This is a genomic window from Bradyrhizobium sp. URHD0069, assembly GCF_000701345.1.
Classification (GTDB): Bacteria; Pseudomonadota; Alphaproteobacteria; order Rhizobiales; family Xanthobacteraceae; genus Bradyrhizobium.
The window spans coordinates 1-21,519 of sequence record NZ_JNIJ01000009.1; the positions used below are offsets into that span (position 1 = coordinate 1).

17 protein-coding genes and 1 pseudogene are annotated in these 21,519 nt (G+C 61.1%); 5 read left to right on the forward strand and 13 right to left on the reverse strand.

Features of this window, described 5'->3' with window-relative positions:
* Both N554_RS35315 and N554_RS41450 read right to left on the reverse strand, forming a co-directional pair.
* Positions 1–975 (reverse strand): hypothetical protein (locus tag N554_RS35315; RefSeq protein ID WP_156041751.1); only part of this gene is annotated, 975 nt, incomplete at its 3' end.
* 30 nt (positions 976–1,005) lie between these two features.
* Positions 1,006–1,359, reverse strand: a complete 354-nt coding sequence (locus N554_RS41450; protein WP_156041752.1) for a hypothetical protein — start codon at positions 1,357–1,359, stop codon at positions 1,006–1,008.
* Between the two features lie 232 nt (positions 1,360–1,591).
* Between N554_RS41450 and N554_RS40770 the strand changes: the two genes are divergently transcribed.
* Positions 1,592–1,756, forward strand: a complete 165-nt coding sequence (locus tag N554_RS40770; RefSeq protein ID WP_197033398.1) for a hypothetical protein — start codon at positions 1,592–1,594, stop codon at positions 1,754–1,756.
* Positions 1,757–1,829: 73 nt separating this feature from the next.
* Here the strand turns inward: N554_RS40770 and N554_RS0102990 are convergent, their stop codons facing one another.
* The 6 genes from N554_RS0102990 to N554_RS0103025 all read right to left on the reverse strand — a co-directional run bounded on the left by N554_RS0102990 (position 1,830) and on the right by N554_RS0103025 (position 8,034).
* Positions 1,830–2,216, reverse strand: a complete 387-nt coding sequence (locus N554_RS0102990; RefSeq protein ID WP_029582115.1) for a hypothetical protein — start codon at positions 2,214–2,216, stop codon at positions 1,830–1,832.
* A gap of 490 nt (positions 2,217–2,706) precedes the next feature.
* Positions 2,707–3,282: a hypothetical protein gene (locus N554_RS0102995; RefSeq protein ID WP_036052307.1), complete on the reverse strand. Its 576-nt coding sequence runs from the start codon at positions 3,280–3,282 to the stop codon at positions 2,707–2,709.
* A 416-nt stretch (positions 3,283–3,698) separates the two neighbouring features.
* Entirely contained in the window at positions 3,699–5,963 is a 2,265-nt protein-coding gene (locus N554_RS40775; protein ID WP_051677279.1) for a hypothetical protein, read from the reverse strand.
* Between the two features lie 123 nt (positions 5,964–6,086).
* Positions 6,087–6,371, reverse strand: a complete 285-nt coding sequence (locus tag N554_RS0103015) for a hypothetical protein (protein ID WP_245283504.1) — start codon at positions 6,369–6,371, stop codon at positions 6,087–6,089.
* Positions 6,372–6,435: 64 nt separating this feature from the next.
* On the reverse strand, positions 6,436–6,639 hold the full coding sequence (locus tag N554_RS0103020; RefSeq protein ID WP_029582118.1) for a hypothetical protein: 204 nt from the start codon (positions 6,637–6,639) through the stop codon (positions 6,436–6,438).
* A gap of 108 nt (positions 6,640–6,747) precedes the next feature.
* Entirely contained in the window at positions 6,748–8,034 is a 1,287-nt protein-coding gene (locus N554_RS0103025) for a tyrosine-type recombinase/integrase (protein ID WP_029582119.1), read from the reverse strand.
* Between the two features lie 273 nt (positions 8,035–8,307).
* On the opposite strand from N554_RS0103025, the gene N554_RS0103030 reads away from it, so the two are divergent.
* Together N554_RS0103030 and N554_RS0103035 are read left to right on the forward strand one after the other, a co-directional pair.
* Positions 8,308–9,777, forward strand: a complete 1,470-nt coding sequence (locus tag N554_RS0103030; RefSeq protein WP_029582120.1) for an ATP-binding protein — start codon at positions 8,308–8,310, stop codon at positions 9,775–9,777.
* Positions 9,774–12,740: a bifunctional [glutamine synthetase] adenylyltransferase/[glutamine synthetase]-adenylyl-L-tyrosine phosphorylase gene (locus N554_RS0103035; RefSeq protein ID WP_029582121.1), complete on the forward strand. Its 2,967-nt coding sequence runs from the start codon at positions 9,774–9,776 to the stop codon at positions 12,738–12,740. The genes N554_RS0103030 and N554_RS0103035 overlap by 4 nt, the downstream gene beginning before the upstream one ends.
* Before the next feature lie 95 nt (positions 12,741–12,835).
* Here the strand turns inward: N554_RS0103035 and N554_RS0103040 are convergent, their stop codons facing one another.
* Positions 12,836–15,160, reverse strand: a complete 2,325-nt coding sequence (locus tag N554_RS0103040; RefSeq protein WP_029582122.1) for a PAS domain-containing sensor histidine kinase — start codon at positions 15,158–15,160, stop codon at positions 12,836–12,838.
* A 223-nt stretch (positions 15,161–15,383) separates the two neighbouring features.
* The gene (locus N554_RS0103045; protein ID WP_029582123.1) at positions 15,384–16,760 is read right to left on the reverse strand and encodes a cation-efflux pump; all 1,377 of its coding nucleotides are present in this window, start codon (positions 16,758–16,760) and stop codon (positions 15,384–15,386) included.
* 1,036 nt (positions 16,761–17,796) lie between these two features.
* Between N554_RS0103045 and N554_RS39535 the strand changes: the two genes are divergently transcribed.
* The gene (locus N554_RS39535; protein WP_029582124.1) at positions 17,797–18,192 is read left to right on the forward strand and encodes a hypothetical protein; all 396 of its coding nucleotides are present in this window, start codon (positions 17,797–17,799) and stop codon (positions 18,190–18,192) included.
* A gap of 124 nt (positions 18,193–18,316) precedes the next feature.
* On the opposite strand, the pseudogene N554_RS41690 reads toward N554_RS39535, so the two are convergent.
* From N554_RS41690 to N554_RS39540, 3 genes and pseudogenes are all read right to left on the reverse strand, one after another.
* Positions 18,317–18,538: pseudogene (locus tag N554_RS41690) on the reverse strand (SOS response-associated peptidase); the annotation flags it as partial.
* Positions 18,539–18,546: 8 nt separating this feature from the next.
* The gene (locus N554_RS0103060) at positions 18,547–19,050 is read right to left on the reverse strand and encodes a type II secretion system pilot lipoprotein GspS-beta (RefSeq protein WP_036052308.1); all 504 of its coding nucleotides are present in this window, start codon (positions 19,048–19,050) and stop codon (positions 18,547–18,549) included.
* Between the two features lie 185 nt (positions 19,051–19,235).
* A complete protein-coding gene (locus tag N554_RS39540) occupies positions 19,236–19,499 on the reverse strand; it encodes a hypothetical protein (RefSeq protein ID WP_156041753.1) in 264 nt (87 codons plus the stop codon).
* Positions 19,500–20,177: 678 nt separating this feature from the next.
* On the opposite strand from N554_RS39540, the gene N554_RS0103070 reads away from it, so the two are divergent.
* On the forward strand, positions 20,178–21,515 hold the full coding sequence (locus N554_RS0103070) for an ABC transporter substrate-binding protein (RefSeq protein WP_029582127.1): 1,338 nt from the start codon (positions 20,178–20,180) through the stop codon (positions 21,513–21,515).
* Positions 21,516–21,519 lie beyond the last annotated feature (4 nt).

Consider the following 21,519-nt stretch of genomic DNA (forward strand, 5'->3'; position numbering starts at 1 on the left):
GATCGCCTGCGGTGCGCAGTCGCTGCGATGCTCACTCGGCAGCTTGTCGGCCTGTGCTTGCCACACCAGACGCGCTTCATCGTACTCGACCGCCAACAGATCGCCCATCACGACGGCGGCACGGGTCTCGCGCTCGGTGGCTGACAATGCGGCGGCGTCATCGGCTTCCTCTGACACCAAGGTATCCAAGCTGGCGAGCAGTGCATCCTTGTGAACGAACGCAAACAATGCGAGCACATCAGGCACTTCGGTGACCGCAAATGATGGCACTTGGGCATTGACGATCGACCCTTGCAGCCGCTGCATGGGCCAGACCACTGATCGGTCGTGTTCAAGCACATCACTCACCACGGGCGTCCCCCGCGTCGCTAGAGCCTCAACTTCCTGTCTGATCTTGGCGCGAACGTGTGCGCTTGGGTACGGCGCGGACCTGATGCGGTTGAAGTCTGCCTTCAGCTCCCGACCACGTCTCTGCAGGCGAAGGATGCCATCAGGCAGGCTCTCATTCTTGAGCAACTGCGGCGGCTTGCCTTCGATGTCCTGCAGCACCACACCGGGCGGAACGCCGTTCTTCAGCCAGTTCTCGACCGCCGTCAACACGTGCGATGCCGCGCGCCATGTCGCCGACCGCGTCTCCTTGAGTTCACTGAGCCGCTTGAGGTGGTCAGTCAGCTTGTCGAGCAGTCGTCGCTGCTCGATGACGCGGCCATCGGTCTCCGGCAGATTGAAGCCGCCCTCTTGCTGATGGGCTTGCAGCCTCGCTAGCCTTTGTTCGGCCTGTATGCGCGCGTCGCTCGCCTCGCGGATTTCCTCGAACTTGGGAATGAGCTTATTCAGGTCGTGGAAACGTTGGCGCAATGCCCGCAGCCGGTCGGCAGCACCGGGTGGCAGAACCTCGATCACGTCGAACGACGGCACGAGGGGCATAGGAGCGGAAAACGGTTGTGGGTTTGCGGGTCCAGGTTCGAACGTCATGGTGTGCCTCTCAATCTCGATGATGCTCGATCATCCATCGGATGGTGGGCAACGAATAGAGGTCCGCGACAGCACCGCTCTGATCGTTCGCTCGCCCGGTATCGCGTCCCTCGTTTTCAACAGGCACCACAACGTCTGCATCAGCTTGCCACAATGCTGCACCGGGCATGTTGCCTCGCTGCCGTCTCTGCGCCAGCGGCCATTGCGGTACCTCACCAACGCGATGCGCAGTCGTCGCGCTATCTCGCGATCAGATGCACCGGGAAAGAACTTCGCCGCCTCGATCAGCAGCTTGTCGCGCTCATCGATCAGCAATTGCGTCTGCGGCGTGCGACGACCGCGACCGTCGACCGGCACAGCATGCGTTAACCCGATGCGCTGCACCAGATGTAGCTCGTGAGCGGGTGGCGGATCGGCAGCGGGTTGTCGGAGAAGATCGTTTCCTCGACCTTGTGCGCGACGGGCCTTGCCGCAGAAACAGCGCTCGCCCTGACAATAGGGCTGAAGGGTTTCTTCACCTTGATCCAAGGGTACACCCGAATTGGCTATAGTCAGGCGAGCGCTTTGCGTTGATAGAGTTAGACCGCCGCTGCTGGGGGCCAAACGGAGTTTCCGAATGGGTGTGGCAGGCTGGCGTTTCGCGCATACGAAGAGAACTCTTAGCGGGCGGGCGGGCGTTGTCGCCGTGCTCGAAGAGTTGCCGGTGATCTGCTCGGTGGTGGTCGCAGTCGGCTCGATGATCATGATCGGGATCATGCTCTACAACGATTGGCCGCAGTAAGCCGAGATAGTTATAAACCACTTCGTGCCAGCATCGCTCGCTGATCCTCGTCATCTGGCCACAGTGTCCGGCTTCATCGTCGTGTGTCCTGATGTGGCTCGAACCTCCCATTGGGGACCACCGCCTGCAGTACTTCCGTTGCCTTGCGTTCTATCGCCTCCAGTGACAGATCACGAACAAGCCAGCACTCGCGACAGACCCCGACGACACTGGCGGTGGTTGGCTTGATGATTGCCGGAGTGGTGAGCAGCAATGCCCCGACATGTTTCTTGCCTGGCATCCGAACGCCGCAGGTGACGCATTCTCGGTGTGGTGGTGTCGAGAGACCATCACACCAGTAGCGTGCAGCGCGTTGCAACAGCGCATGGGCATCGAGCGGATCCTCGATATCGACCAGATAGGTCAACAGCGCACCGGACGCCTCGTGCCGGTAGCGGCGACGTTCGTGACGGGTGCTCATGTCACCACCTCCCGATCGCGTTGCTGATGCGATCATGTCTGATCGTGGTAGTCTGGTCCAGCACTGGCTGCTTTCCCGCCTTCAGTGCTGGCACTATCGGCCCTACTCTCTGCATCGAGCGGGGCGGTGGTGTGCCTGCGTCTCGCCCTGCCAGTTCGAGATCGATGCGGACCGGCGCGGTCATATGATCACCCGAGGCTTCTCGTCTTGCGGATCGTCTCTCTCGCGAGCGACCCACAGTTGCCATGTCGCTGAGACGCCGGAACTTCCCATCGGACGGGTTTGGTAATAGACGCGAAATTTCAGCGCGACATGATCGATCCGCGCTTCAGTCCACCCGCGCGACCTCGCAAAGGCCCTGTCCGCTGATGACGGCTGCCAGTCGTTGGCCAAGGTCTCGCTGCTTGGCGCGATCGACTTAGCGTCAGACCGCTGAGAGAGTGCGCCTCTCTCTTTAGGTGTTTGAGTAGGTGTTACTCTAAGGTGTTTGTCAGCCACCCGTGGCTGAACGGAACCGCCACCCGTGGCTGATCGCGTCCGGCTGGTCGGCTTTCCGTTCCGCCACCCGTGGCGGATCGCCCCGCGGGTTCCGATCCGCCACCCGTGGCCGAACGCGCGGCTCCATTTTCCGCGCCTTTGCAGCGGCACCCCGTTCCGCTTTGAGGGTCGCCAAGCGCTCTTTCATCGCTGGGATATGATCGGCAAGAACGCGATACACGTTTGCGCCGCCGGTACGTTTCCAATGTATCCAGCCACCGTCACGAAGGTCATTGCGGCCTCTGGTAATCCATCGCAGCGGAATTGCGGTCTCGTCGCTGATCGCGCGATCAGAAAGGATCGCATCGCGCGAGTGCTGGTTGACGTGGCTGATAATGCAATTGCCGATCATCTTGGCGCGGGTGTCGAGATGAGGGTCAGCGGCCAGCGCCCTCATCCAATCGAATTTGAAGCTTCCGAAGGACCGCTTCTCGTGCGGATTGTCCCGCGCGGCTCCCGCTTGCGGGGCTTGGGCGCGGGCGATGTCGGCATCGCCTGGGCGGGCTTGCATATATGATGGTGTCGCCATACTTTGCGCGCGTCCTTCCAACGCTGTGGCAAGCTGGAGGAATGATGGTCCTGATCGACCGCCCGCCCGGCTGTGATCAGGGATGTGTTTTGGAGAAGGCGCAGCCGCGAGGCTGCGCTTTTTCATTTGTGCGTGCCGGTAATCCCTCCTAGCGCACAGCCATGCGAAGGCACGACGGCGCGGCGCAAGCGACGTTGGTTTTTCGGTGGGGCTGGGATAGTGTTGTAGCGAGCAAGTGTCATGTGCCAAGCTCCGTTGGCGTTATGATCTGCTTGCTCCAGAAGGCGGGACGCGAGAACGTCGCCGCCTTCATCTATTTCAACATCAGCGATCTGCAAATGTCCACCCCATCGCGCCACTATCGATGCGGATCATGATGCGGCTCCGGTCCTTGCGTGGATAGCGCACGGGCGCGCTCATCGTGCAGCACCCATCTGCCGGCGGATCGCCTCCCGCAGCTTCGCCTGCTCGCGGTCGAGCTTGAGCTGGTAGCGCGCCGGGGCCTCCGCCAGGACGAATTCAAGGATCGCATCGCGGCAGAGTTCGCGGCCAATCTCGGGCACCTTCACCAGCGTGTTGGCCTCGCACTTGCGGACACCAAATTGCTGGATGTAGTCCTTCACATATCGCTTGTCGTGATCGCTATGTTCGGGATCATCGAGCTGTCCGCCACTCGACGTTTCCAGATTATCAATCCACGTGAGGCCGTGCGCATCGATGAAATCGGCGTTCAGTCCAAACCGACTAATGATCAGGTTTTCCGGCGTCCAGCCGACCGCGCCGCTCAGGTCCGACAGATTTTTCCGCACCTTATCGGTGATGTGCAGGCCGCCCGGATCATGATCGCCGCACAACAGCAGAACGCAGAGACGACCCGCCGCCTCATGCTCGGCGAACCGCCGCATCATGGCCGCACGGAGGTTGAGATCGCTCCAGCCTTTGAAATTCTGAACCGGAACGTGGAATTCCGCGCACACAGGTTCGAACAGATTTCGGAGGTCGAGCTTCTCGACGGCCACCTCGACATAGACGTCGAGATCATCCCAGAAGCTGATCGGCATGTGGGTCTTGTGCGCGTTGTTGATGTAGTCGATCAGCCTCGCGGCCTCACGCTCGATGTCGGGATCGTCGAGCCGCTCCAGACCGACGACCTTGCGGGCATCATCCTCAGCGCAAATGTCGAGCGGCAACGCGCCGGACTTCCGGCACTCGGTGATCAGCCGCTCCGCCGCGTCGAATTCGCCCTTGCGCAGTCCATAGTCTTCGAGAAGGTAGCACCAGCTCCGGGAGCCGACGGCCAAATCCAATCTCGACTTGATTTGCAGGATCAGGCTGCAAAAGCGCGCGACCTGCTCCTCGTACTCGATGGTAGCGGCTTCCGATTGCCGCCCCCGCCGACGCTTCGGCAGGAGATTGTCGAGCACGACCTCCTCGGTCTTGGCGTCGGGGCGTCGTGCCTTACGAACCGCCTTCGCCACCGCGTTGCTGATCCCGTCGAAAAACGGTTCGAGGTTCGGCTCCTTACCGTCCGACGTTATCGGCATGTAGGGCGTCGTGATATTCAGCAGGATGGTGAAGTTCTTGTCCTTCGGCGCTTCGGCCATGGTGTGACGAAGCCCGCATCCGAACAGGTTGATCTTCTGCCTGTTGTGCACCGCATAGACGTCGCCGGTAACCGGCGTGCGGTTGACGCAGGCGATGAGCCGCATGTCCGCACTGTCGGCGGCCCAAACCTCGACGACGAACGGGATAGCGGCATTCGGGCTAATGCCGAACGACACTTCCCCGCTCGACGCGGCATAGGCCCGGTCGGGAAATAGATCAGGGCCGACCGCGCCGAGCCGTTTCGGCGTGACCTCGCGTGCATACTTCCGCGCGACCTTCAGCAGCGTGTCGGCCTGTTCGCGGCTGAGCGCGTTGCAAGCTATGCGGACCAGCCCGGCCTCGGCAACGATCTCGCCAGCCCGCCCGCCAGTGCAGCCATCGAGGCTCGCGACCAGTTCGCGCACGGGCACGTTGCCGCTCGCAGACAGCAGCTCGTGAAACTGCGGGGCGTCGTACCAGTAGGGCGATGACTTGCCGGCGTAGGACTGCCCGCGCGCCATCTCTGTCGCAACGACCGCCCAGAAGAGCGCGTTCGCGTCCTCCGGGATCGCCGGGCCAAAACCGATCTCGATGCGGGTGCCGACCGGGAAGTCAACCGGCGTCACGGTGACGACGGTCGTGGTGCCGTCGCGCTCGGGGCGCAGCTCGATCCGGCGATTGCGGGTAATCACGGCAAGGAATCCTTCCCCGGCCAGCACCGCCCCGGCAACCACGCGCAGACCGTTGCCAAGCGCGCCGCGCGTCGGCAGCCTCAGTAGCTTGGTCGAAACCATGGGCCGGGCGATGCTAAACAGGCGGGCGATATCCTCCGGCGTCCCGTCGATGCCGTCGCCATCGTCCTCGACAAAGTATCCGCCGCCATCCGGCAGACGACCGACGTTGACGCTGCCTCCGGCGTCGAAGCCGTTGTCGGTCAGCTCCTTCATGACCAGACGGCGCAGCTTGCCCGCCGCGACACCGGCCTTCTGCTGCAGCCCCTCGACGGTGCGGAAGCTGGTCCAGTCGGCCCGCTCGAACTTCAAGTTCTGGTCCGGCGGTTGGCTTGCTAAGCGGCCTTTCGGAATTTGAAAGTCCACGTTGGCCCTCCCATGGGTGAGGGCCGGGACACTTGAAGCGGACGGCGCGAGGGTCTAACAGCAGGGCTGTTCGAGTGCCCTACAATTTGGCCGGTGCGTTGTTGCTTGCAGCGCCCGGCTTTCTTATTGCGCCTCGGTTTCGGCGGCGGTGGCGGCTTCACGCGCGCGCCGCCAAGCGGCGGCGGCTTCGCGCGAGATCAAACGGCGCGAGCCGATGGTAAACGACGCGGGCATTTCGTCTTGGTACTTGTAATACATCTGCACGGAGATGCGGTGCCTGCGGCAGAACTCTTCAATGGAGTATGCGTCGGCGTCGTCGATCGCGGCTGGCGGCCCGCGTGCACGGGCCGGTGTTGCTTCAACACTGGCCACGGCCATCTTGCGACCAGTCACTTCCGGGCGGGCCATTCTCGATCCCTCGCGTCCATATCAATGCGCAGAAGGATCGCGCTGAATGCCGCTCCTGTCTGTGTCAACACGCGGATTTCTGTGTCAACACGCGGATTGCTGTGCCGAAATAAGGGCGCTGTGTCGAAACGCGGATTTCTGTGTCGAAATAAGGGCGCGTCTCGCGGGCCAGAAGCAGCGATGACGGTTCGCGGTCGCGGTCGCGATTTTGCTCGCGCCAGATTTCCAACAGCGGGCGCGCAGGTGGCTGCTTGCGCTTCCGGGCCATGGCAGATCACCGCACCAACGGGACCACGTTGCCACCTACGTGGTGCGAACAAAAAAAGACCGCCCGGATTGAGGGGCGGCCCTTTGTGTTTTGGTTTGACGCCTTTGGTCAGGCGACCAGCCGCAGCGACGGCTTCTTGGCTTTCGGTTTTGCACCGGCCTTTGTCTCGGCCTTTGTCTCGGCCTTCGTATCGACCTTGGGCTTGATGAAGTCCGCCCACGCCTGCATCACCTCCCGCCGCCGGTCCAACATCTCGCTCGTCCAGTAGGACAGCTCGGCCTCGTCGCCGACACGGTGCGAGAGGCAGAACTCCAGCACTTCGCGCCGGAAATTATGCTCGCGGCTGTCGGCTCCCCAGTTGCGGAACGTGGTGCGCAGACCGTGCATGGTGCTCTTGACGCCACAACGCTTGATGCAGCCGGTGAGGGCATTGGCGAGAAATGGCTCATGCCCTTCGACCTGTTTGCCATCGGAGGGAAACACGTATTTGCCGACGCGCGGCATCGACTGAATTATCTCGATGGCCTGATCGGTGAGCGGGACCAGATGCGGCTTGCCCTCGGCGGTCTCGCCCTTAATTTTCATTTTCTCGCCGGGAATGAGCCACGCCTTTTTGTCGAAGTCGAGTTCGGTCCATTCCATCCAGCGGATTTCCTGACTGCGGGCGCAGGTGAGCATGCCGACCTCGACGCAGCGGGCGGAGTTGCCGGTCTCATAGCGCAGCGCGATCATGAGCTGCGGAGCTTTGGCGTAGGGCACCGAGGCGTGGCCCTTCTTGGTCTTGGCGTTGAGCTTTCGGGCGGATGGCAGGACGTGCTTGAGGTTACCCTTCCACGCCGCCGGGTTGTCGCCGGTTCGCAGCTTCTCGACCTTGGCCGCGTCAAAGAGCTTTTCGAGACGCTGGCGGGTGCGGTCGGCGGTGATGGGCTTTTCCCACCAGATGGGTTTTAGAGCCGCGATGACATGGGTATTGTCGATCTCGTGCAGCTTCATGGAATGAAGGCTCTCCATGTCGGCGATCGAGCGCTTCCAATTATTCACCTCGTCCTTGTGCTTGCCGACGCACCAGCCGGGATAGGTTTGCTCGGCATATTCCTTGAACGTGGTGCCGCCCTTGGTTTCGAGTTTCTTTTTGACGCGGGGGTCGATGCCGTGGCGCTTGAGGGCGACCTTGTAATCGCGGGCGGTTTCGCGGGCCTTGCTCAGGGTCATTCTGTCGCCCTCGTCGCGGTCGCCGACCTTGGCGAATTCCATGGCCGCCCGCTTGCCGCCGAGACCCGTAAAGCGGAACTGCCAGATGCGCTCGCCGCTGTCGCGGACGATGAGGTACAGGCCGCCGCCGTCGGCGTGGGAGCCGGGTGACAGGGATTTAACTTGGTTCGAATTGAGCGGCATTTTAGGGTTCCTGAGCGCTTACCGATTGCCGTCACGGATGCTCGGCCCGTGCCGGGGCCGGGAGCATTCCCGGCCTGAAATCGAGCGTACTGCCGATACGGATACTTTGCTATGGCGAAGGGCGCGATATTACCGGTTTTTTACCCCCGGCGGGTGGCGTCGGGTGGAAAGGAGTGGAACGCGGTGGAAGGAAGTGCCAGGTTTTATTGGACTTTTGGAGGCGGGTGGAAGCGTATGGATGGCGGTATAACCCGTTTTTTGGGTACATGATCCGTGACGGCATTCGGTAAGCTGATCCGAACCACGGCGTTCCGGTTGACGCTGGCCTATCTGTTTTTGTTCGCGCTGTTTGCCGCTTCCCTGTTGGGCTATTTCGCCTGGAACACGCGCCGGCTGATCACCGAACAGATCACCACTACGGTGAATGCGGAAACCGGCGAGATCAGTAACATTTTCGCGCGGCGCGGACTGCGCGGTCTGGTTTCCACGATCGAGAACCGGGCGCTGCGGCCCGGCGCCAACCTCTACCTCGTGACCACGCCGGCGGGGCAGGCGATCGCCGGCAATGTCGGCTCGCTGGCGCCGGGCGTGATGGCGACCTCAGGCTGGTCCGAAACCGTCTATCGGCGGCTTGACGATCAGGACAGGGGGGATCACCGGGCCTTGGTGCACGTCACCGACTTGGGCGGCTTCCGGCTATTGATCGGGCGCGATCTGGAGGAACGCAAGCGGCTGTTCGGCATTGTCGCGAAGGCGGCGCAATGGTCGCTGCTGGTGGTCATCGTGCTTGGCCTCGGCGGCGGCGTCTTTGTTGCGCGGCGTGTGTTGCGGCGTATTGATGCCATGACCGGCACCACCCAGCGCATCATGGCGGGTGATCTGAGCGGCCGGTTGCCGGTCGGGCGCAGCGGCGACGAACTCGACCGTCTGGCGGAAAATCTGAACGCCATGCTGGAGCGGATAGAAGCCCTGATGATGGGGCTGAAGGAAGTTTCTGACAACATCGCCCACGACCTTAAGACGCCACTGACACGGCTGCGCAATCGCGCCGAGGAGGCGCTGGCGAAATCCGGCAGTGAGGCCGAATACCGCGGCGCCCTGGAGCGGACCATCGAGGAATCCGACGGCCTGATCCGAACGTTCAATGCCCTATTGATGATCGCGCGCGCCGAATCCGGGCAGGCACGCGGCAATATGGACGATTTTGACGCCGCCGACGTCGCCAACGACATTCACGAGCTCTACGAGCCGCTTGCAGAAGACGACGGCAAGACCCTGCGCGTCAGGACCGAATCGACGCGGCTTCACGGCAACCGCGAATTGATCAGCCAGGCATTGGCCAATCTCGTCGAGAACGCGATCAAATACGGCAAGCCCGTCCCGGCTGCACAGCCGCTGAGTGCCGACGCGGTCGCAGGCACTGAAAACAGTGAGATATTGATCGAAGCCCGGCGCGAAGGCGATCAGGTGCTGCTGAGCGTCATCGATCACGGGCCGGGAATTCCCGAAGCCGACCGCAAGCATGCGGTGGAACGATTTGTGCGGCTTGAGGCCAGCCGCACCCGGCCCGGCTCCGGACTTGGATTAAGTCTGGCGTCGGCGGTGGCGACATTGCATGGCGGTGAACTCAGGCTTGGGGACGCTCACCCGGGCCTGACCGCGACACTGGCAATCCCGGCGCTTTCGGGCGTCAGCGACAGGCTTGCGGCTCAAACGCCTGATGTGCCACAGAAGGTGGCATGATCTCATCCGCGAAGGACGACGCGGACCAACATTGTCTGGCCGCGCGGTTCGTGGACGGCCCGCATGTGTCCGCTCCTGACAAGGCCGAGCAGCGACTGGCGGGCTGGCGGAGCGATATCGCACCGGAACAGGCGGCTGCGATCGACGACCTCATCAGCCGATTTCCGCTCGCTAAAACCATTCTGTTGGGCATCGCAGAAGCCTCTCCCTATCTCTTCGATCTCGCTCGCGCCGATGCCGCGCGCGCGATCCGGTTGTTGAAAAGCGAACCGGAGACACATCTGGCGCGCTTGATCGAAAAGACGCGCCGCGAGGTGTCAGCTGCCTCGAGCGAAGTCGATGTGATGCGGCTGCTCCGCCGCATGAAATCGGAGGCAGCCCTGCTGATTGCGCTGTGCGACATCGGTGGCGTCTGGCCGGTCATGCAGGTGACGGCGGCCTTGACCGACCTGGCGGTCGCCTCGGTGCAATCGGCGTTGCGCTTTGTGTTGCGGCAGGAGGCTGCGCGAGAACGGCTGTCGCCGCCGCACCTCGATTCGCCCGAGGACAATAGCGGTCTGGTCGTGCTCGCCATGGGCAAGATGGGTGCCGGTGAGCTGAATTACTCCAGCGACATCGACCTGATCGTGTTTTTCGATCCTGCCGCGCCGACGCTTGCGCCGGATATCGAACCGCAGCCGTTCTTCGTGCGCGTCACGCAGGCGCTATCACGGCTGTTACAGCAGCGCACCGGTGACGGTTACGTGTTCCGCGTTGACCTGCGTTTGCGGCCAGATCCGGCCTCGACGCAAGTGGCGATTTCGACGGAAGCGGCGCTGCATTATTACGAACGCGAGGGACGGACCTGGGAACGCGCGGCCATGATCAAGGCGCGGCCCTGCGCCGGCGACGTCTTAGCCGGCGAGGCGCTGGTCGCGGAAATCGCGCCGTTCGTCTGGCGCAAGCATCTGGATTTCACAGCCCTTGCCGACGTGCACGACATGAAACGGCAGATGCAGACGTTTCGCGGGCAAAGCGAAATCGCGGTCGAGAGCCACAATGTCAAGGTCGGCCGCGGCGGCATCCGCGAAATCGAGTTTTTTGCGCAGATCCAGCAATTGATCGCCGGCGGCCGGCATCCCGAATTGCGGGTGCGGCCGACGCTGGAAGCCTTGAATGTGCTGGCGTCGAGCAACTGGATCACCTTCGAGGCGCGCGACGAGCTGACGGCGGCCTATCTGTTTTTGCGACGCGTCGAGCATCGGCTGCAAATGATAGCGGACGAGCAGACCCATATCCTGCCTGATAGCGCCGAGGCGGTGGAGCGTTTTGCTTGCTTCCTCGGCTACGACAGCCGAGCGGCCTTCGCCAGGGATCTGCTTGGCCATCTCAACATCGTGCAGCGGCATTACGGCAAGCTGTTCGAAGGCGATCCGACCGGCACTGCGAAACTGCCGGCAGCCGATTACAGCGCCGGTCCGGACGATCCGCGCCTGCTCGAACAGCTGACCACGCTTGGCTTCAAGAAGCCGATCATGGTGGCGCAGACCGTGCAACAATGGATGATCGGCGACTATCGCGCATTCAGGAGGGAAGCGACGCGCAACGCCTTTGTCGAATTCGTGCCGGCGCTGATCGTTGGCCTCGCACACGCCGAAGAACCTGATAACGCGGTGGCGGCGTTCGACCGCTTCCTGCAGGCGCTGCAGCGCGGCGGGCGACTGATTTCGCTGCTCAACCAGAACCGCGACCTCGTGGCGTTGGTGGCGCTGATCCTCGGCGCCGCGCCGCGTCTCGGCGACATGCTGGCGCGGCAGCCGCAGATCGTGGACGGGTTGATCGATCCACGCTTCTTCGGCGCGATGCCGGACCGGCGCGAATTGTCGCTGCGGCTTGCGGCGACGCTGGCGGATGCGAATTCCTACGAGGAGTTTCTCGATCGATTGCGATTGTTCGGCCAGGAGAGCCTGTTCCTCATTGGCACGCGCATTCTGTCCGGCACGGTCTCGGCCCAACACGCCAGCGTCGCGTTCGCGGACGTCGCCGAGGGCATCGTCCATACCGTGCATGGCCTGGTGACCGATCGGTTCGCGGCCCAGCACGGCCGGATTAGGGATCAGGAGACCGCGATCCTCGCAATGGGCAGGCTTGGCAGCCGTGAGATGACCGCCTCGTCCGATCTCGATCTGATCCTGCTTTATGATTTCGATCCCGAACACCCGGACTCCGATAGCTCGCGATCCCTGCATGGCGCGCAATATTTTGCGCGCTTCACCCAGCGGCTGATCAGCGCATTTACGACGCGGACGAACTACGGCGTGCTCTACGAGGTCGATATGAGGCTGCGTCCTTCGGGGCGGGCCGGCCCGGTGGCTTCGCACGTCCAATCATTCGCCGAATATCAGGAGCGCGAAGCCTGGACCTGGGAGCACTTGGCGCTTACCCGCGCCCGGGTGATTTCAGCGCCGCCGGAATTTCGCAGCAGAATCGAAAGAATAATTCGCGGCGTGCTGACGCGCCGGCGCGATGCCGCCGCTGTTGCCAACGACGTGGCGGAGATGCGTCGCGCCATTGCGCTGGAGAAGGGCGAAGCCGACCGCTGGGACCTGAAATATGCCGCCGGCGGCATGGTCGATATCGATTTCATCGCTCAATATCTCCAGCTTGTTCACGCTGCCGAAAAGCCCGACATTCTCGACGTCAGCACGCTGCATGTGCTCGATAACGCAGTGCGGCTCGGCGTCCTGCCGCAATCGGCCGCAGAGATCTTGCGTCCGGCGACGCGCCTGTATCACGACCTCACGCAAATTCTGCGGCTCTGCGTCAGTGAAAGGTTCAAGCCGGAAACAACAGGCGAGGATTTGTTGCGCGTGATGGCGCGGGCCGGCGACGCACCGGACTTCTCGTCGCTCGAGGCGCGCGTCAAGGAGACGCAAACCGAGGTGCGCCTGATATTTCGCGACCTTGTCGGAGGCCGAACTTAGAGCGCTTTCAAGCGAAGTGGAGACCGGTTCGCATCAACAAAACGTCAAATCGAGAAGCCAGGGCCCCGTCTCGATTATCGAAACGGAAAAGAGCTCTAGGCGGCGACGGAAATTCTCGCTCTGTCGATGCGCACATCGCGCGGCAGCGATACGCAGACGACGGTGCCGGTGCCAAGTTTCGAGCGCAGCCGCATCGATCCGCCATGCAGAGTGGTCAGGGATCGCGCGATGGCCAATCCAAGCCCCGAGCCATGATAGGTCTTGGTGAGCTGGCTCTCGACCTGCTCGAATGGCCTGCCGAGCCGCGCCAGCGAGTGCGGCGCGATCCCGATACCGGTGTCGGCAATCATCAGCATGATCGAACCGCGCCGCACCCGGCTGCGGACCACCACCTTGCCGCCTTCGGGTGTGAATTTGACCGCGTTCGACAGCAGGTTGACGATGATCTGCTTGATGGCGCGGCGGTCCGCCACCACCGGAATCGTTCCCTCGATATCGGCGTCGAGCACCAGATTCTTGTCTTCGGCGCGCCCGGAGACCACGCGCAGGGATTCCGCCAGCGTTTTGGAAAGGTCGAGCTGCTCCAGGTCGAGCTTCATCCGGCCGGCTTCGATCTTCGACATATCCAGGATGTCGTTGATGACTTCGAGCAGATAGTGGCCGCTGGTGAGGATGTCGTGACAGTATTCCTGATACTTCTCCGAACCGAGCGATCCGAACATGCCGCTTTCCATGATCTCGGAAAATCCGATGATGGCGTTGAGCGGCGTGCGTAGCTCGTGGCTCATATTGGCAAGGAATTTGGATTTGGTCTGGTTGGCTTCCTCGGCGCGAGTTTTTTCTTTGGAATATTTTTCGGCGAGGTCGGCGAGTTCGAGGGCTTGCTGTTCGAGCGCGGTTTGCGAACGTTTCAGGTCGATCACGCTGGCGCGCAGGCGGAGGTCGTTGTCGACGAGTTTCTGCTCGTGCTCCTTGATGCGGGTGATATCGGTGCCGACCGAGACGTAGCCGCCGTCCTTGGTGCGACGCTCGCTGATATGCAGCCAACTGCCGTCTTCGAGCTGCGCCTCGAAGGTGCGGGCGCCCGGCGCCTGGCTGCCGGTTTCGTGCAGCCGGGTGCGAACCTCCGGCATACTGCCGACTTCGATCACGGTCTCATAAGACGTGCCCGGCGTTACCGCCGAATCCGGCAGCTTGTGCAGTCGCTGGAAATGCGAGTTGCAAAGCACCAGGCGGTCGCCCGCATCCCATAGCACGAACGCTTCGGGGATGGTCTCGATCGCATCGCGCAGCCGCAAGTCGGCCTCCACGGTCTTTTCGGCGAGGCTCTTTTGCTCGGTGATATCGACGGCAATGCCGATCAGGTGCATTCCTGCATCGGCGGCGCCGTGGCTGAGCTCGCAGCGGACCCGCAGCCAGATCCAGTGGCCGTCGGTGTGCTGCATGCGGAAGGTCTGGTCGATGTGGTCGATCTTGGCGGAAATAAGCTGCTCGGCGATCGCGAACAGGTCGATGTCATCGGATTTCACCAGCGCGTTGACCTCGCCGAAAGTCAGCAGGTCGCTCCGGGTGTCTAGCCCCAGCAGCGTGAACATCGATTGCGACCAGAAGATTCTGCCGCGCGACAAGTCCCAATCCCACAATCCGCAACGTCCGCGATTGAGCGCGGTATCGATACGGCCGCGCACGGCGTCATTAATGAGATCGCCTTCGCGTGCGCGGGTCGATTGCCAATGGAATGCAAAGCCCAGGATCAGGACGACAAAACCGGTAGTAGCCGAAAGCGTCACCGATAAGGCCGCGTCCGACCGCCAAAGCGAGTCGACCTCTTCCTGGATGATAATGACCTGACCGGGCAGCGATTTGACGGCGTGCTGAACAGCCAGCGCGCTATTGCCGTTCGGCAACGTAATGTCGGTCACGCCAGCCTGCTGCCCCGGCGCGCTCAGCGGCAGCGCCGCACTGACAACGTCCAGAAGCTTGGCGGTATCGCCGAGCGCAGCTTCGATCGGCACGCGGGCGAGTACGCGCTGGTCCGCGCCGGTGACGATGACATGCCGGCCGGCGGCGACGGCCCACGACGGAATGAGGCCGGGCAGCAGGAGCTGCAGGCGATCAAATGATGCCGCGCGATCCTGTCGGACAGACGCGATGCGGTCGAGACGCTCGGCAAGAAAATCGGCGACAGCCGCCAGATCCCGCTTCATCGACGCGCGCTTTTGCCGGTTATGATCGACGACCTGCACGAACGCGCCAAGACAAATGGTGATCAGGAAGGCAATAATCAGGGTAGGCACTGCACGGCGAAGCGCAGGCTCCGCTACCAACAGCCGGTGATAGGCCGGTTTCGCGATCGATTGCGCCAATCCCTTGATCGAATCGGATTGGACGCACGTGCTCGCCGCGTGTGCGCGCGCCATGCTTTGACCCCCTCGGAAATCTCTTTTGCACCCCGTTCGGAAGAGCCCCAGCCGCCTCCGAATCACAGCGATTTGAATCCAGTTTTTGCGGGCTGTCGAGAGTCAACGATTCGTTAATGCAAATAAATATTGTCCACGCCGAATCGAGGCGGTTGAATGCCTGCAAAATTACACCCAAAGTGAGTCCGAAACGGGAACGCGCGCCGGCGTTCAAAAAATCTCGCTATGCGTCTGGCGGCTCGGCGTGGCTGATGACGCGTTTCACGGTCGGAAACGCGCGGCGCAACGCACGCTCGATCTCATCGACGCTCTCGTGAACCTTGATCACGCTCATCGAGGGCGCGGCGCGGCAATGGAAGTTCACGATCTCACCGGCGTCGGTATTGCGTACCCGCACACTATGGATGTCATGGATCGCGCCATTAGCGGCGAAACCCGACAGTGCGCCCTTGATGGTTTCGACGCGATCGGGCGGGGCATCGGTGCCCAGCGGCAATTCCGGTTCGAGCGGCTCGATATGGGTGTCGACTTCGACGTCCTCGCCGAATTCATCGCGGATGCTGCGCTCCAGCTCATGGGCGATAGCGTGCGCCGCCGCGAGCGGCATATCGCCGTCGACTTCGAGGTCGATGCTGACGGTCAACTTGCCGCCGAGATCGTGCACGGTGACGTGGTGGACGGCGAGACCGGAATTGCGGGCGATCACCATGATGCGTTCGCGCACACTCTCGTTGTCGCGCGCGACCGGCACCGCGGTAAACGTCAGGTCGGCATCTTTCAGGGCTTTTGTGACCGCCTCCTGCGCCCTGCGTTTGATCTCCTCGACACGATCGATCGGGTAGGTGCGCGGCACCTGCACGATCGCGTCGATGAAGTGCGTCGACCCGACCATCCGCATCCGCAGCCGTCCGACATCAACCACGCCGGGCACGGTCCGGATCGCGGCCGTGGCTCGCTCAGACGCGCCTTCCGGTGCGCGGTCGAGCAGGGTTTCGACGGTGGAGCGCGCCAGCCGCAATCCCAGCAAGGAGATAAGGACGGCCACTGCGATCGCAGCGGCGGCGTCCCCCCAGGCGAAGCCGAACGCCGACAATCCAAGTCCGATGATAACCGCGCTTGACCCGAACACGTCCGACGCGAAATGCAGGGCGTCGGCTTCCAGCGCCTGACTTTTGGTATCGAGAGCGGTGCGATGCAACGCGCGGGCGCGCCAGAAATTCACTGCGATATCGACCAGCAGAAGAACAAATGGAATGGCGGACAGCGTCGGCGGAGGCGCGCCTTCACGCAGATGGCTGTACGCCTGCACCAAGATGCCGCCCGCCAGAACGTAGAGCATCGCGATCACGCCCAGCGCCGACAGGCTTTCGATCTTGCCGTGGCCGTAGTGATGTTCCTCGTCGGCCGGGCGGTCGGAAACCCGCACCACCATCCAGGTGATGACGGTCGCGACCAGGTCGACCGAACTGTGCAGGGCTTCGGAGATTAGCGCGAGACTGCCGATGGCAATACCGACCACGAATTTGGCCGCGGCCATGGCGGCGCTGGCAAAAATCGAAATGACGGCGACGCGGGATTTGACGTTGTGAATGGGAGTCATGGGTGGCGGTTTAGCAGTCCATGTCCCAACATTAAAGCTGACAGTCGTCCGCGCAATCGCCACTCAATTGCAGGAGCGATTAGCGGAAGCGCGATTTGTTGCGAATTGTTCTGAGTTAAGAGAATAGGCGACATTTCAGATGCAACTCCGCAATCTCGCGGCGCGATGCGCCCGAGGTCTGTAAAATCATTCGCCCCAAAAGTAAGAGGGCGCAGGGAATGCCGGGTGCTTGCTGCACCCGCGGTCTCGTGTGCAAATGTGTGCAAAAGAAACGCACACGAGCATACAGGTACAGTCGGAGCAGTCCGGCATTCCCTGCGCAATGGTTTTACGGCTTATGCCGTGCTCTCCCCGGCGACGAATTCGGCTTGTCACCGTCGCTGACGGATTGAAGGATTGTCTAAACCCGGTTGGGTCGACGTTCCTCCGCCAGCTTGACACCAGCAACGGGTGCCAGGACCACACGGTTTTGCCGTACGCAGCCTCGCCGGTCGTCTGCACGCTGTGTTCGCTCACGGATCGAAGCCCGCCCTGCAAACACGACCACGCGCCCGACGCTGCCGCGTCCACCGCATCCCGCCCCAACGTTCGTGACGATGGCCAACGCCCCTCTACCGGCACGGGATAGGGGCGACATAGATCTGATTTGGGTCAGGCGGGAAGGGGAATATTTTCTTAGCTAGATCTGGACAGGTAGCATCACGTTGATCTGGTTGTGAAAATCAGGCGGAAGGCGCAGGGCGACTGGCCCCAGATCTGACCGGAGCGGATGCTCGTCAGGCTCATGACCTGAAGGTCATAGGTTCGAATCCTATCGCCGCAACCAAACAAGCCTCAGAAAGCCCCCAGTAGGGCGGCTTGCTGGGGAAACGCTGTCCTGGGCGCAACCAACTCTTGATCGACAGTCAAAGAATCACGCAGAAGTAGCGCAGTCGGATGAGACAAAGGACTGTCTGTGGCGGCCAAACGAACTAAGCGACCAATTCAACCGATCGTTCATCTGCCAAAGAATTCAACGGGCTTTTACGATCTTAGTATGGCCCCGAAATTGATCGTCGATGTTGCTCGAGAACTCGAGCCTGCCCTTATTGGAATTCCAGAGCGCGAGCTTGGGGGAAGCGTCTTTGAACGCGCTGCCACCATGCGGTCTATCCGGCTGGCGCTGCGGGAGCTCTCTTTCCATCAGCCTGTCCACGTGTTGGGCGCGGGCAATCCAACGGCAATGGCCTTACTGACAGCCGCCGGTGCAGACAGTTTTGACGGTCTCGAATGGTGCCGGTTCGTGATGGACGGCGTATCAAAAATGCTTCACCACTTTCAGCACTACGAGCTGTTTAAATGGCAGCACGTTATGAGCAACTCGCCGGTGATGAGGGCAGCGGCACTCGACGATAGACACCGGTCGACGGTGGCGACTTCCTGCCGTTCCTGATGGAATATCGCATGATTGTGGAAGGCGCGGCCGAATCGCTCGCTGACCTCGGAAGGCGGCATCCTCGATACGCCGCATTGCTTTCCGAACCCGCAGGTCCCGTGCTCAAGCGAAAACAGGTCCGATCCTTGTCTGCTCCGCGCGCGACAATCCGCAGCGCATCATCTGGCAACGGCCGCTGCAGCGCGTTCGCCTCGTCCCACGGCGCGCGCATCCAGACGTCGCGCTCCTCGTCGGTGGTCAGGATCACCGGCATCGCCTTCGGGTGGATCGGCTCCACGACCGCATTCGGTGCCGTCGTCAGGAACCCGTAGACCAGGTGCGGGCCGGGTATTCGCTTAGACTTCCTGACACTTACTTAGATAAACTTTGGCAATCAGAGTTTGAAATAATGAAGCCGCCCAAGTCGTTAGATTTTTGATCGCGATATACGTATTCGTAGGAAACTCCAATTCTGAGAGATTGCAGCATCTCGCTGTTGCAAACCTTCGGAAGAACTAGAGTGCGCATTTGCGATGCAAAGGAAGTGGTGGGCCTCGATGCGGCCTTGCTTAAATCGACGACCATGTCGAATTGCACCTTGCTTCCAGCGTGACGGATTGCAACCAAAGTGGTGAGTTCGTCGATTTTCTTTGGTAGGGTCGGCCGTATTGCCTCTTCTGACTTTACTATTGCTGCTTCAATTGCTGCTTCAATCTTAGCCTGGACTGAAATTAATCTCGGAGCCAGCAGGTTGACCATCAACAACCCAAGTAGAACCGTAGCCCGGAGCGTTGTCCATAAGAGCACGCGGGCAGTACGACGCACTTTTTTGCCTTGTGTCTGTTCCACTAGATCGGGGGCAGTATTTGCACTCATGCTCGCCTCCTAAGCGATGAAACCACTTTTGCATGCACCACCACCGAACGGAACCTCCGACGTGGACTTGTATAAAACATAAATGACCCATTGGTGCTGCCACGTTGGTGCAGACAAAGGCAGCGGCGGCGGCTTGAAACTCGATATTTTGAAGTCGGGTATGCCAGCTCGTGTTGGAAAGGCGATCACTTCGCTGCGGCCATCGGGCTGCGGTCGATGCTCAAGGCTTCGCGCCGGAGATACCGGATTGGGCCAACGATCAGCACACACTCGCCGGGAAAAAGCTGGGGCGCGGTCTCGATCATTTCCGTAAAGAGGGCGCGAAGTTGATACCAGAGCCAACCGCACCAGACCCGTACATCGAGGAAGCCTACAGGCTCTGGGCCGTCAAGCAGCAGGGCAAGTGACGCGGGCCGGTCTCGGCGTGAACGACCTACCGGGCTGTTCATGAACGGGCTCTAAATGCACCGTTCAGCCAGCATTGCAAATCACTTGCTACATTAGGCTGCTGGGGATTTCAGGGCCCAGCCCTGGAATAGCAACGTCACCACGCGATCATATTCCGCGTGGTGGCGTTGTGCGTTTCAGAGTGGCCTGACATTGCGCGTTCGTGATGCATGGCCCTTTGTGTACCAACCGGCATAAAATTAAACCCGGAATGCGCGGAGTGAAATACGTTTACACGCCGCCGTCGCGCGGCCCCCATGAATTCACGCGCCTCAAAGGACCCCAGCTCCAATAGGAGGGCCGCTGGCGCGCGCTTGGTCCCTGCGTCGTCTCGCTACCACGTTTGGCCTCTCGCTGACCGCACCCGCAACGCCCAAGGGACATACGGTGCCTCAATTGACGTACGGCCATTTGGCCGACCGCATCAACACCATGCACTTGAAAGACACAGTGGACAGCCATCCGCAGCATCAACATTGGGGCAGGGTGGCTGTCGGATAACTCCGCTTGCTCTAATACAACTTCGAGCGTTGGATACGCGGACTTTTAGCGCTTGCAGTGCTTCGAGCAGTCAATTCCGCTCTGATCTCACGTGAAGCAAATCTCTATAAGCTTGTGCGCTCGCTTTTTCGCGCAGTGCCGATGGAGGACACGACAATTGGTCAGCATGGAGGGAGCAAATGTCACGAAAACTGTCTCGACGACAATTCGTAGCTGCCACCGCCGCGACCTCCGCAACGCTCATCACCGCGCCCTATGTGCGCGGCGCCTACGCGGGCGGCAGACTATCGATGGGGTTCTGGGACCATTGGGTGCCCGGCTCGAATAAGGCACTTGCCGATCTCGTCAATGAATGGGCGTCACGCGAGAAGGTCGAGGCGCAAATCGATTTTATAACAAGCCAAGGCAACAAGCTCCTCTTGACCATCGCCGCCGAGGCGCAAGCCAAAGCTGGTCATGATATTTATACCACGCCGACATGGTGGCCTCATACCTACGCCCAGCTGCTTGAGCCCGTAAACGACATCATGGTCCCCGTCCTCGCGGAGAACGGCACCGTGAACGATACAGTCAAATATCTGGGACAAGCCGATGGCAAATGGCTGGGCGTTCCGTCTTGTTTCGGAAGTCAGATAAGGGGGCCTTGCTCACGTATGGACCTGATGAAGAAGTATGCCAATATCGACGTTCAAGCGATGTATCCGGCAGGAGAGCCGCCCAGAGCCGAAAATTGGACGATGGAAGCTTTCTTGAAAGCCGCAGAAGATTGCTACAGGGGCGGCTTCCCGTTCGGCATCGGTCTGGGTGAAACACCCGATAGCGTGTCTACTGCGGGCGCTATTTTCCAGTCTTTCGGCGCAGAACTTGTTGACGCTAAGGGCAACGTAACGGTTAGGACCGACGCCGTTCGGCAGGCGCTCGATTTCTATAAAAGGCTAATCGCCTTCCTACCGCCGGATGTCCCCGCATGGGACGACGCTTCTAACAACAAATGGTTGATTGCCGGCAAGGGAGCGCTAATCTTCAACCCGCCGAGCGCTTGGGCGGTTGCAAAGCGGGACGCACCGCTTGTCGCCGAACACTGCTGGACGCACGGGTTCCCTGCCGGGCCCAAAGGCCGCTTTACCGCATATGCGCCATTCTTCTGGAGCATTTGGGCTTTTTCGAAAAACAAGGATGCCGCGAAGAGCCTGCTCGTACATCTCTCGCGGCCCTCCTCAATCGAGAAACTGGTCGTGGCCAGCGGCGGCTATGACTTGCCACCCTACGAGAGCCTCACGATGTTGGAGGTCTGGGCAGAAGCGGGCCCGCCGAAGGGCACCCTTTTTCATTATCCCAACCCTTACAACCACCAGAAGCTATCACTCGCAGGCTCTCCAGCCCCGCCAAAAGTTGCGCAGCAGATCAGCGCGCATGCGACTATGACTAAGATGTGCCTCCGGTACTTCCAAGGCGAGGCGATGGAGAAGACGCTTGCGTGGGCGGAAGGCGAGTGCGAAGGCTTCATGCGTCGTTGAAGAC

Coding starts and splice junctions, on each gene's coding strand:
- N554_RS40770 (WP_197033398.1), top strand. CDS start 1,592: ATGGGTGTGGCAGGCTGGCGTTTCGCGCATACGAAGAGAACTCTTAGC.
- N554_RS0103015 (WP_245283504.1), bottom strand. CDS start 6,371: ATGGCCCGCCCGGAAGTGACTGGTCGCAAGATGGCCGTGGCCAGTGTT.
- N554_RS0103040 (WP_029582122.1), bottom strand. CDS start 15,160: ATGGCGCGCGCACACGCGGCGAGCACGTGCGTCCAATCCGATTCGATC.
- N554_RS0103020 (WP_029582118.1), bottom strand. CDS start 6,639: ATGGCCCGGAAGCGCAAGCAGCCACCTGCGCGCCCGCTGTTGGAAATC.
- N554_RS39535 (WP_029582124.1), top strand. CDS start 17,797: ATGGCCCCGAAATTGATCGTCGATGTTGCTCGAGAACTCGAGCCTGCC.
- N554_RS39540 (WP_156041753.1), bottom strand. CDS start 19,499: ATGAACAGCCCGGTAGGTCGTTCACGCCGAGACCGGCCCGCGTCACTT.
- N554_RS0103070 (WP_029582127.1), top strand. CDS start 20,178: ATGTCACGAAAACTGTCTCGACGACAATTCGTAGCTGCCACCGCCGCG.
- N554_RS0102995 (WP_036052307.1), bottom strand. CDS start 3,282: ATGGCGACACCATCATATATGCAAGCCCGCCCAGGCGATGCCGACATC.
- N554_RS0103060 (WP_036052308.1), bottom strand. CDS start 19,050: ATGAGTGCAAATACTGCCCCCGATCTAGTGGAACAGACACAAGGCAAA.
- N554_RS0102990 (WP_029582115.1), bottom strand. CDS start 2,216: ATGAGCACCCGTCACGAACGTCGCCGCTACCGGCACGAGGCGTCCGGT.
- N554_RS0103045 (WP_029582123.1), bottom strand. CDS start 16,760: ATGACTCCCATTCACAACGTCAAATCCCGCGTCGCCGTCATTTCGATT.
- N554_RS0103035 (WP_029582121.1), top strand. CDS start 9,774: ATGATCTCATCCGCGAAGGACGACGCGGACCAACATTGTCTGGCCGCG.
- N554_RS0103025 (WP_029582119.1), bottom strand. CDS start 8,034: ATGCCGCTCAATTCGAACCAAGTTAAATCCCTGTCACCCGGCTCCCAC.